8 protein-coding genes are annotated in these 11,985 nt (G+C 56.8%); 6 read left to right on the forward strand and 2 right to left on the reverse strand.

The features are described 5' to 3' along the window. The first annotated feature begins 255 nt into the window (after nt 1-255). The 5 genes from purL to glnB all read left to right on the forward strand — a co-directional run bounded on the left by purL (nt 256) and on the right by glnB (nt 8,611). Nucleotides 256-4,143, forward strand: coding sequence for a phosphoribosylformylglycinamidine synthase (purL, locus tag RHN82_RS16105; protein ID WP_047050323.1), 3,888 nt, complete (start codon nt 256-258; stop codon nt 4,141-4,143). A 532-nt stretch (nt 4,144-4,675) separates the two neighbouring features. Next, on the forward strand, nt 4,676-6,109 hold the full coding sequence (gene qseE / locus RHN82_RS16110) for a two component system sensor histidine kinase QseE/GlrK (RefSeq protein WP_032610263.1): 1,434 nt from the start codon (nt 4,676-4,678) through the stop codon (nt 6,107-6,109). Then, nucleotides 6,106-6,858, forward strand: a complete 753-nt coding sequence (gene qseG, locus RHN82_RS16115; RefSeq protein WP_015572149.1) for a two-component system QseEF-associated lipoprotein QseG — start codon at nt 6,106-6,108, stop codon at nt 6,856-6,858. Before qseE ends, qseG begins: the two co-directional genes overlap by 4 nt. Further along, nucleotides 6,855-8,192, forward strand: coding sequence for a two-component system response regulator GlrR (glrR, locus tag RHN82_RS16120; protein WP_015572150.1), 1,338 nt, complete (start codon nt 6,855-6,857; stop codon nt 8,190-8,192). The genes qseG and glrR overlap by 4 nt, the downstream gene beginning before the upstream one ends. An 80-nt stretch (nt 8,193-8,272) precedes the next feature. Continuing rightward, on the forward strand, nt 8,273-8,611 hold the full coding sequence (glnB, locus tag RHN82_RS16125; RefSeq protein ID WP_003860685.1) for a nitrogen regulatory protein P-II: 339 nt from the start codon (nt 8,273-8,275) through the stop codon (nt 8,609-8,611). A 75-nt stretch (nt 8,612-8,686) separates the two neighbouring features. On the opposite strand, the gene hmpA is transcribed toward glnB, so the two are convergent. Next, nucleotides 8,687-9,877, reverse strand: a complete 1,191-nt coding sequence (hmpA, locus tag RHN82_RS16130; protein ID WP_047050321.1) for an NO-inducible flavohemoprotein — start codon at nt 9,875-9,877, stop codon at nt 8,687-8,689. 304 nt (nt 9,878-10,181) lie between these two features. Between hmpA and glyA the strand changes: the two genes are divergently transcribed. Further along, a complete protein-coding gene (gene glyA / locus RHN82_RS16135; RefSeq protein WP_003860678.1) occupies nt 10,182-11,435 on the forward strand; it encodes a serine hydroxymethyltransferase in 1,254 nt (417 codons plus the stop codon). A 53-nt stretch (nt 11,436-11,488) separates the two neighbouring features. Here the strand turns inward: glyA and RHN82_RS16140 are convergent, their stop codons facing one another. Beyond that, entirely contained in the window at nt 11,489-11,911 is a 423-nt protein-coding gene (locus RHN82_RS16140; protein ID WP_003860675.1) for a DoxX family protein, read from the reverse strand. Between the last annotated feature and the right edge of the window lie 74 nt (nt 11,912-11,985).

The following is an 11,985-nucleotide window of genomic DNA, read 5'->3' on the forward strand; positions in this document are numbered from 1 at the left end:
CTGCGACGCCGGTTGCCTCAGTGTGCTGTAGTCATGTTAAGAGTAGAGTTTGCCATTGATTGAGCGGCATTTTGCGCAAAGTAGCGCCAGTTGGCAACCAATTAGAGAGACAGGTCACATCTATTGTTAAACATAAAGGATGATTTTATTTCGACGCAAACGGTTTCGTCGGCGCTCAGGATTCTCTATAATGACGCCCGTTTTCCCCCCTTGCGCACACTGTAAGCGCCCCGGCGCTTCGAAGACGAGAGACTTATGATGGAAATTCTGCGTGGTTCGCCTGCACTGTCTGCCTTCCGTATTAACAAACTGCTGGCACGTTTTCAGGCGGCCGACCTTCCGGTAAGCAATATTTACGCTGAGTATGTCCATTTTGCTGACCTGAATGCCCCCCTGAATGCAGAGGAGCGCGTACAGCTGGAACGCCTGCTTAAATATGGCCCAAGCCTGAGCAGCCATACGCCGACCGGCAAATTAATCCTCGCCACGCCACGCCCTGGCACCATCTCCCCCTGGTCTTCCAAAGCCACCGACATCGCTCACAACTGCGGCCTGAGCCAGATTAACCGTCTGGAGCGCGGCGTAGCGTACTATGTGGAAGCATCAACCCTGAGCGACGCGCAGTGGCAGGTGGTTGCCGCAGAGCTGCACGACCGCATGATGGAGAGCGTGTTTGATTCTCTGGATGATGCGCAGAAACTGTTCTCCCACCATCAGCCTGCGCCGGTACAGAGCGTGGATCTGCTGGGGCAGGGGCGTCAGGCGTTGATCGACGCAAACCTGCGTCTTGGTCTGGCGCTCGCAGAAGATGAAATCGACTACCTTCAGGATGCATTCGTTAAGCTGAATCGCAACCCGAACGACATCGAACTGTATATGTTCGCGCAGGCCAACTCCGAGCACTGCCGCCACAAGATTTTCAACGCCGACTGGATTATCGACGGCGAACAGCAGCCGAAGTCGCTGTTCAAAATGATCAAAAACACCATGGAGCAAACCCCTGACCACGTGCTGTCTGCCTATAAAGACAACGCCGCGGTGATGGAAGGTTCCGAGGTGGGCCGCTTCTTCGCCGACCGCGAAGCGGGGCGCTATGACTTCCACCAGGAGCCTGCGCATATCCTGATGAAAGTGGAAACCCACAACCACCCGACGGCGATCTCCCCGTGGCCGGGTGCAGCGACCGGCTCCGGCGGTGAAATCCGTGACGAAGGTGCGACCGGTCGCGGCGCGAAACCAAAAGCGGGTCTGGTCGGTTTCTCCGTTTCCAACCTGCGTATTCCGGGCTTTGAGCAGCCGTGGGAAGAAGACTTCGGCAAGCCAGAGCGCATTGTCACCGCGCTGGATATCATGACCGAAGGCCCGCTGGGCGGCGCGGCGTTCAACAACGAATTTGGTCGTCCGGCGCTGAACGGTTACTTCCGTACCTACGAAGAGAAAGTGGACAGCCACAACGGCGAAGAGCTGCGCGGCTACCACAAACCGATCATGCTGGCGGGCGGGATCGGCAACATTCGCGCCGATCACGTGCAGAAAGGCGAGATCGTCGTCGGCGCGAAGCTGATCGTGCTCGGCGGCCCGGCAATGAACATCGGTCTGGGCGGCGGGGCAGCCTCGTCTATGGCTTCCGGCCAGTCTGATGCGGATCTCGACTTCGCGTCCGTGCAGCGCGACAACCCGGAAATGGAGCGCCGCTGTCAGGAAGTGATCGACCGCTGCTGGCAGCTCGGTGATGCCAACCCGATTCTGTTCATCCACGACGTGGGCGCGGGCGGCCTGTCCAACGCTATGCCTGAGCTGGTGAGCGACGGCGGTCGCGGCGGGCGCTTCAACCTGCGCGATATCCTGAGCGATGAGCTAGGCATGAGCCCGCTGGAAATCTGGTGTAACGAATCCCAGGAGCGCTACGTGCTGGCGGTTGCCGCCGATCAGCTGCCGCTGTTTGACGAGCTGTGCCGCCGCGAGCGTGCGCCGTATGCCGTCATCGGTGAAGCGACCGAAGAGCAGCACCTCTCCTTAAGCGACACCCATTTTGACAACCAGCCGATCGATCTGCCGCTGGACGTGCTGCTCGGCAAAACGCCGAAGATGACCCGCGACGTGCAGACCCGTAAAGCGGCGGGCAAAGCGCTGGATCGCCAGGATATTACCGTTGCTGACGCGGTGCACCGCGTACTGCACCTCCCGGCGGTGGCAGAGAAAACCTTCCTGGTCACCATCGGCGACCGTACCGTGACCGGTATGGTATCGCGCGATCAGATGGTCGGCCCGTGGCAGATCCCGGTCGCTAACTGCGCCGTGACCACCGCAAGCCTCGACAGCTACTACGGCGAAGCGATGGCCCTGGGCGAACGCACCCCGGTGGCGCTGCTGGACTTCGCTGCCTCTGCCCGTCTGGCGGTCGGTGAAGCGTTGACCAACATCGCCGCGACGCAGATTGGTGATATCAAACGTATCAAACTTTCCGCGAACTGGATGGCCGCTGCCGGTCATCCTGGCGAAGATGCCGGCCTGTACGAAGCGGTGAAAGCGGTGGGTGAAGAGCTCTGTCCTGCGCTCGGCCTGACCATTCCGGTGGGTAAAGACTCCATGTCGATGAAAACCCGCTGGCAGGAAGGTAACGAGCAGCGCGAGATGACCTCTCCGCTGTCGCTGGTGATCACCGCGTTTGCGCGCGTGGAAGACGTGCGTCATACCGTTACGCCGCAGCTGGCGACCGAAGATAACGCCCTGCTGCTGATTGACCTCGGCAAAGGCCACAATGCGCTCGGCGCCACCGCGCTGGCGCAGGTTTACCGCCAGCTCGGCGATAAGCCAGCCGACGTGCGCGACGTCGCCCAGCTGAAAGGCTTCTACGACGCAATTCAGGCGCTGGTGGCGCAGCGTAAGCTGCTGGCCTACCACGACCGTTCCGACGGCGGCCTGCTGGTGACGCTGGCAGAGATGGCCTTCACCGGTCACTGCGGCGTTGAAGCCAACATTGCAACGCTTGGCGAAGACCGCCTGGCGGCGCTGTTTAACGAAGAGCTGGGCGCGGTCATTCAGGTACGCGCCGCAGATCGCGACGCGGTGGAAGCGATTCTGGCGCAGCACGGTCTGGCAGACTGCGTACACTATCTCGGTAAAGCGGTGCAGGGCGACCGTTTCGTGATTGAAGCCGACGGCCACGCGGTGTTCAGCGAAAGCCGCACCAAGCTGCGTATGTGGTGGGCGGAAACCACGTGGCAGATGCAACGCCTGCGTGACAACCCGGAATGCGCCGATCAGGAACATAACGCGAAGGCGAACGACAACGATCCTGGCCTGAACGTGAAGCTCTCCTTCGACATTAACGAAGACATTGCCGCACCGTACATTGCGACCGGTGCGCGTCCGAAAGTGGCCGTGCTGCGCGAGCAGGGCGTTAACTCCCACGTTGAGATGGCGGCGGCCTTCCACCGGGCGGGCTTTGACGCCATCGACGTCCACATGAGCGACCTGCTGACCGGGCGTACCGGGCTGGATGATTTCCAGGCGCTGGTCGCCTGCGGGGGGTTCTCCTACGGCGACGTGCTGGGTGCGGGCGAGGGCTGGGCGAAGTCTATCCTGTTCAACAGCCGCGTGCGCGATGAGTTCGAAACCTTCTTCCACCGTCCGCAGACGCTGGCGCTGGGCGTGTGTAACGGCTGCCAGATGATGTCTAACCTGCGCGAGCTGATCCCGGGCAGCGAAGCCTGGCCGCGCTTTGTGCGCAACCAGTCTGACCGCTTCGAAGCGCGCTTCAGCCTGGTAGAAGTGACCCAGAGCCCGTCTCTGCTGTTGCAGGGGATGGTCGGGTCACAGATGCCAATCGCGGTTTCGCACGGTGAAGGTCAGGTTGAAGTGCGTGATGCGGCGCACCTGGCTCAGCTTGAAAGCAAAGGACTGGTGGCGCTGCGCTTTGTTGATAACTTCGGCAAGGTCACCGAAACCTATCCGGCTAACCCGAACGGTTCGGCAAATGGCATTACCGCGGTCACCAGCGAAAGCGGTCGGGTGACGATCATGATGCCGCACCCGGAGCGTGTCTTCCGTACCGTTAGCAACTCCTGGCACCCGGAAAACTGGGGCGAGGACAGCCCGTGGATGCGCATTTTCCGCAACGCGCGTAAACAACTGGGTTAAATTTCAACGCACTGACTGTAGGCCCGGTAAGCGCGAGCGCCACCGGGCTTTTTTGTACCTGTCGCAAAATCGCGACAATTCTCTGGGTTGAGTGTCTCCAATAAGAGACATTTAACTTATTGATTTATATATGTCAGGACAGGTTCCCGTTAAGGTGTTGCTTAATAGCGACACTTAGCCTGGAAATCATTCACCTGACAATCAATGCATTTTAATAATAAAAATGTTATTAATCATAAGGATAGCATCAGTTTTTGCAATCTGGCACGCGCGTTGCATAATAGTAACCAGTGGCTCATTCACCTTCTTATGTCAGCCCCTTCGGGACGTGCTACATAAACTTCGAATGACGCACAAAAAGGTGCCTGCCGTCCAACTACTGATTATTGCAATGCTTTATCAGGCCAGGGCGAAACGTCGAGTTAGGCACCGCCTTATTCCATGACAAAGCCGGGTTTTTACCCGGCTTTGTTGTATCTGAAGGGCAGACTCAGTTACGCTCTCCTCAAACCCGGATGATGAGAGTAATGTGTTGAAACGCTGGCCCGCTTTCCCTCGCTCCCTGCGACAGCTCGTTATGATGGCCTTCCTGCTGATCCTGCTACCTTTACTGGTTCTGGCGTGGCAGGCATGGCAAAGCCTGAATGCGTTAAGTGCCCAGGCGGCCCTGACTAACCGCACCACGCTTATTGATGCCCGCCGTAGCGAGGCAATGACCAACGCCGCGCTGGAGATGGAGCGTAGCTATCGCCAGTATTGCGTGCTGGACGACCGCACGCTGGAGAGGGTTTATCAGAACCAGCGTAAACGCTACAGCGAAATGCTGGATGCCCATGCCGGGGTCTTGCCGGATGACAAACTCTATCAGGCGCTGCGTCAGGATCTGAACGATCTGGCGCAGCTCCAGTGCAAAAACAGCGGTCCTGATGCCGCCGCCGCCGCCCGACTTGAAGCCTTCGCGAACGCCAATACTGAGATGGTGCAGTCCACCCGTACGGTTATCTTTTCCCGTGGACAGCAGCTCCAGCAGGAGATTGCCGAGCGCGGCCAGTTCTTCGGCTGGCAGGCGCTGGTGCTATTCCTCGTCAGTCTGGGGCTGGTACTGCTCTTTACCCGCATGATCATCGGCCCGGTAAAGGGGATCCAGCGGATGATTAACCGCCTGGGGGAGGGCAAATCTCTCGGGGATACGGTTGTTTTTAAAGGCCCGCGCGAGCTGCGCTCGGTCGGTCAGCGCATCATCTGGCTTTCTGAACGCCTGGCGTGGCTGGAATCGCAGCGTCATCAGTTCCTACGCCATATCTCACACGAACTCAAAACACCGCTGGCCAGTATGCGTGAAGGTACGGAGCTGCTGGCAGACGAAGTGGCGGGGCCGTTATCCCCTGAGCAAAAAGAGATCGTGGCGATTCTGGATGCCAGTAGCCGCAATTTACAAAAACTTATTGAACAACTGCTGGACTATAACCGTAAGCTGGCGGATGGTGCTGTGGTGCTCGAAAGCGTTGAGATTGAACCGCTGGTGGACATGGTGATCTCCGCCCATAGCCTGCCAGCAAGAGCTAAAATGATGCATACCCAGGTGGATCTTAATGCGCCATCCTGCCTGGCAGAGCCGATGCTGTTAATGAGCGTACTGGATAATCTTTATTCCAATGCGGTGCACTATGGTACTGAATCCGGTACCATTTATATCAGAAGCAATAACAACGGTTCGCGGGTATTTATTGACGTAGCGAATACGGGAAGCCCGATTCCGGATGATGAAAAAACGATGATCTTTGAGCCCTTTTTCCAGGGGAGTCATCAGCGAAAAGGTGCGGTAAAAGGAAGTGGTCTGGGGCTGAGTATTGCCCGCGACTGCATACGACGCATGCAGGGTGAGCTTAACATCGTGAGTGATGAACGCGCCGATGTCTGTTTTCGTATCGAACTGCCTCTTGAGCCGGAAAAATCAATGAAATGAATAACAACCTGGTGAGTATGTCACACGTCTTTTACCGCGCACTGCGCGCGGTGTTTTCCAGCAAAAATGTGCGCCTGAGCCTGCCCTGCTTACTGCTGGCCGGCTGTGTAACCCATGCGCCGAAAAGTGCAATTAGCCACAAACAGGAAGATAAATGGCCGCAAAAACAGCTGGCCGATTTCCTTTCAACACGTTGCGATGATATCTGGAACCTGTCGGGGCGTGATGTTGAATCCAATCCGCTGTTCTGGCTGCGCGGAATAGACTGCGCCCAGCGGCTGGCGCCCGCCGAGGCCCGTGCCCAGGCGGCGATGCTGGTGGACGATACCTGGCAGGACGCGTTTAAACGTGGGATCGTGATGGCGGATGCCAGAATCACGCCTGTCGAACGCCGCGCTAATGTGACGCGGCTGGATACATACGTGATCAATATTCCCCCCCAGGTGCGCCCGGTCTATCAGCTCTGGCGGGACGGACAAACCCTGCAATTACAGCTGTCCGAAGAGCGTTTCCGCTACAGCAAATTGCAGCAGTCAAGCGACAGCGAGCTTGATGCGCTTCGCCAGCAGCAGGAGTCGCTGCGCGAGCAGCTGGAAACCACCACCCGCAAGCTTGAAAATCTGACCGATATCGAAAGACAGCTCTCGACGCGTAAGCCGGCAGGCAGTTATCTGCCCGATGGGTCGAAAGGCAACTCTGCCACGACGCCAGACAGTGAGACGCCGAAACAAGAGGATGTGAAGCCATGACAAGCCGTAAACCTGCCCATCTGTTACTGGTGGATGACGATCCCGGGCTGTTAAAGCTGCTGGGGATGCGTCTGGTCAGCGAAGGCTACAGCGTGGTCACCGCTGAAAGCGGGCAGGAGGGGCTGAAAGTGCTCAGCCGCGAGAAAATCGATCTGGTGATCAGCGATTTGCGCATGGATGAAATGGATGGCCTGCAACTGTTCACGGAGATCCAGAAGCAGCAGCCCGGGATGCCGGTGATTATCCTCACCGCTCACGGATCTATTCCTGATGCGGTGGCCGCGACGCAGCAGGGAGTATTCAGCTTCCTCACCAAACCGGTGGATAAAGACGCCCTCTATAAAGCGATCGACAGCGCCCTTGAGCACGCGGCGCCATCCGGCGACGACGCCTGGCGTGAATCCATCGTGACGCGTAGCCCTGTGATGCTGCGTCTGCTGGAACAGGCGCGGATGGTGGCGCAATCCGACGTTAGCGTACTGATCAACGGCCAGAGCGGGACCGGGAAAGAGATCCTGGCCCAGGCGATCCACAACGCCAGCCCACGCAGTAAAAATGCCTTTATTGCCATCAATTGTGGCGCGCTGCCGGAACAACTGCTTGAGTCTGAGCTCTTCGGCCATGCCCGCGGCGCCTTTACCGGCGCGGTGAGCAGCCGTGAAGGGCTGTTCCAGGCGGCTGAGGGGGGCACGCTGTTTCTTGATGAAATTGGCGATATGCCCGCGCCGTTGCAGGTTAAACTGCTGCGCGTGTTGCAGGAGCGAAAAGTGCGTCCGCTTGGCAGCAACCGCGATATCGATATCAACGTGCGTATTATTTCCGCTACCCATCGCGATTTACCCAAGGTGATGGCGCGCAACGAGTTCCGCGAAGATCTCTACTATCGACTGAATGTCGTCAACCTGAAAATCCCGGCGCTGGCCGAGCGTGCGGAAGATATCCCGCTGCTGGCAAATCACCTTTTGCGCCAGGCCGCTGACCGTCACAAACCGTTTGTGCGCGCGTTCTCCACCGATGCGATGAAACGCCTGATGACGGCAAGCTGGCCGGGTAACGTACGCCAACTGGTGAACGTGATTGAGCAGTGCGTGGCGCTGACGTCATCACCGGTGATCAGCGATGCGCTGGTGGAGCAGGCGCTTGAGGGGGAAAACACGGCCTTACCGACGTTTGCGGAAGCGCGAAACCAGTTCGAGCTGAACTATCTGCGCAAGCTGCTGCAAATCACCAAAGGCAACGTGACCCACGCGGCGCGCATGGCCGGGCGTAACCGTACCGAGTTTTATAAATTGCTCTCACGCCACGAGCTGGAAGCGAACGATTTTAAAGAGTAATACCGCAAAATTCGCCTGAATATGATACTGTGAGCAACCGATTACGAGGCTGCTTACTGGCAAGAGTTTAAGGACCCACCATGAAAAAGATTGATGCGATTATTAAACCTTTCAAACTGGATGATGTACGTGAAGCGCTGGCAGAAGTCGGCATCACCGGGATGACCGTAACTGAAGTGAAAGGTTTTGGTCGTCAGAAGGGCCACACCGAGCTATACCGTGGCGCAGAGTACATGGTGGACTTTCTGCCGAAAGTGAAAATCGAGATCGTGGTGAGCGATGATATCGTCGATACCTGTGTGGACACCATCATCCGCACGGCGCAGACCGGCAAAATTGGCGACGGGAAAATCTTCGTCTTTGACGTGGCGCGCGTGATCCGTATCCGTACTGGCGAAGAAGACGACGCGGCGATTTAAAAAAGATTTGGTAGGCCGGGTAAGGCGCAGCCGCCACCCGGCGAAAAAAAGCCCCTCGTTGAGGGGCTTTTTGCATTACAGCACTTTATGCGGGCCGAAACATTCGTAATGAATGTTGTCTTTATTCACGCCCAGCTCAACCAGCTGCTTCGCGGCATACTGCATAAACGCTACCGGCCCACAAACGTAGAACTGCATCCCCGGTGCGCTGAACGCCCCTTCATGCTGCCCTAAGTTCATCAGACCTTCGCTGTCGAAACGAGCCGCTGCGCGGTCGGCTTCCGTGGGTAAACGATACCAGGTATGAGCGGTAAAGTGTGGCAGACCCGCTCCCAGCGCTTTCACTTCGTCCGCGAAGGCGTGCACATCACCGTTCTCCGCCGCGTGGAACCAGTTAACCTGCGCGCTGTGGTTTGCTTTCGCCAGCGTATCCAGCATCGCCAGCATAGGCGTCTGACCCACGCCTGCGGAGATCAGCGTCACCGGGGTATTCGTTTCAACGGCCATAAAGAAGTCGCCCGCCGGTGCCGCCAGATGGACCACGTCGCCCACGCTGGCTTCGTTATGCAGCCAGTTGGATACCTGACCGCCTTCCTCACGTTTAACCGCAATGCGATAGCCTTTGCCGTCTGGCTTGCGGGTCAGGGAGTACTGGCGAATCTCCTGGTGCGGGAAGCCTTCAGGCTTCAGCCAGACGCCCAGATACTGGCCCGGCTGGTAATCGGCAACCGGCTGACCGTCCACAGGCTCAAATTCAAAGCTGGTGATCAGTGCGCTGCGCGGGGTTTTCTCAACGATGCGGAAGGCGCGCGTGCCTTCCCAGCCGCCATTCTTGCTGGCGTTTTCGCTGTAGATCTGCGCTTCACGGTTGATGAATACGTTTGCCAGTACGCCATAGGCCTTACCCCAGGCATCCAGCACTTCCTGGCCCGGGCTGAACATTTCGTCCAGAGTTGCCAGCAGGTGACTGCCGACGATGTTGTACTGCTCAGGTTTGATCTGGAAGCTGGTGTGCTTCTGGGCGATTTTTTCCACCGCAGGCAGAAGAGCCGGCAGATTTTCGATGTTGCTGGCATAGGCGGCAATAGCGTTAAACAGCGCTTCGCGCTGATCGCCGTTACGCTGGTTGCTCATGTTGAAAATCTCTTTGAGCTCCGGGTTATGCGCGAACATGCGATCGTAGAAATGGGCGGTCAGTTTAGGACCCGTTTCAACCAGCAGGGGGATTGTGGCTTTTACGGTAGCGATGGTTTGGGCGTCGAGCATAGCAGCTTCCTTCTGATGTTACTTTAATGATGTATTTTATATGCATCTTATAAAAATACCCCTGCAATGTAAATGGTTCTTTGCATCGTGAAAAATATGCATCACAAAGCTGAAAAGAAATCCGTTGAAAATGGCGAGAGCTTTATTGCTCAAACCCTTGCGTGGCGTGGAGGTAAACGTTTGCGTAAAATCGTTTGTCAAGACCTGTTATCGCAGAACTATTCAGTTATACTGTTGCCCGTCGTCCAACAGGACTGCCTTTTCAGGCCAAAAATTTACTTGTTAGCTGAGTCAGGAGATGCGGATGTTAAAGCGTGAAATGAACATTGCCGATTATGATGCCGAACTGTGGCAGGCTATGGAGCAGGAAAAAGTACGTCAGGAAGAGCACATCGAACTGATCGCCTCCGAAAACTACACCAGCCCGCGCGTAATGCAGGCGCAGGGTTCTCAGCTGACCAACAAATATGCTGAAGGTTATCCGGGCAAGCGCTACTACGGCGGTTGCGAATACGTTGATATCGTTGAGCAGCTGGCGATTGACCGTGCGAAAGAACTCTTTGGCGCTGACTACGCGAACGTCCAGCCGCACTCTGGCTCTCAGGCTAACTTCGCTGTTTACACAGCGCTGTTGCAGCCGGGCGATACCGTTCTGGGTATGAACCTGGCGCAGGGCGGCCACCTGACTCACGGCTCCCCGGTTAACTTCTCCGGCAAACTGTACAACATCATCCCTTACGGTATTGATGAGTCCGGCAAAATTGACTACGAAGACATGGCGAAGCAGGCCAAAGAGCACAAGCCGAAGATGATCATCGGTGGCTTCTCTGCTTACTCCGGCATCGTTGACTGGGCAAAAATGCGTGAAATCGCGGACAGCATCGGCGCGTACCTGTTCGTCGACATGGCGCACGTTGCCGGTCTGATTGCGGCAGGCGTTTACCCGAACCCGGTTCCACATGCGCACGTTGTGACCACCACCACCCACAAAACCCTTGCAGGTCCACGCGGTGGCCTGATCCTGGCGAAAGGCGGTGACGAAGAGCTGTATAAAAAACTGAACTCCGCCGTGTTCCCAAGCGCCCAGGGCGGCCCGCTGATGCACGTTATCGCCGCGAAAGCCGTCGCGCTGAAAGAAGCGATGGAGCCAGAGTTCAAGGTTTACCAGCAGCAGGTTGCTAAAAACGCCAAAGCGATGGTGGAAGTGTTCCTGAACCGTGGCTACAAAGTGGTGTCCGGCGGTACTGAAAACCACCTGTTCCTGCTGGACCTGGTTGATAAGAACCTGACCGGTAAAGAAGCTGACGCTGCCCTCGGCCGCGCCAACATCACCGTCAACAAAAACAGCGTACCAAACGATCCGAAGAGCCCGTTCGTGACCTCCGGTATCCGTATCGGTTCTCCGGCCGTAACTCGCCGTGGCTTTAAAGAAGCGGAAGTGAAAGAGCTGGCGGGCTGGATGTGTGACGTTCTGGACAACATCAATGACGACGCGGTTATCGAGCGCGTTAAAGGTAAAGTGCTGGACATCTGCGCACGCTTCCCGGTTTACGCATAATTCTCTGCGTCGCAGAACTGAAAAAGGCCGCTCATACGGCCTTTTTTTATGGGCTAACGTCGGTCAAGGGAGATGGCCCCCGGCCCGGTAATCGCCAGCAAAATAAAGGCGCCAGCGATACTCACATTTTTGTAGAAGTTAATCATATTTGGCAGAACCGCATCGCCCGTCATATCCCAGTAGTGGTGACCAATCACCGCCGTTCCCAGCGTATAGAAGACAAAGATCACCGCGAGGGGGCGGGTGAAAAAGCCCAGCACGATCAGAATCGCGGCGGGAACTTCCATCACCACCGCAATAATGGCGGCCAGCATGGGCATGGGGGCGCCGAGCGACGTCATGTACTGAACGGTGCCGCTAAACCCCGTCAGCTTGGGATAACCGAAAATAATAAACAGGACCACGATAGCAATGCGGGCAATTAAAAGCAGGAGAGAACGAGAGGAGCCGAAATCGAAATAACGTAAGCTGTTCATGACAAACGACCTCTTCAGGCGATGTTCTTTAAACGTAATACAATTTTGCCGCTCTCGCCATACGCCGACCGGCT

This window comes from Enterobacter cloacae complex sp. EB5, assembly GCF_031432835.1.
GTDB lineage: Bacteria > Pseudomonadota > Gammaproteobacteria > Enterobacterales > Enterobacteriaceae > Enterobacter > Enterobacter hormaechei_C.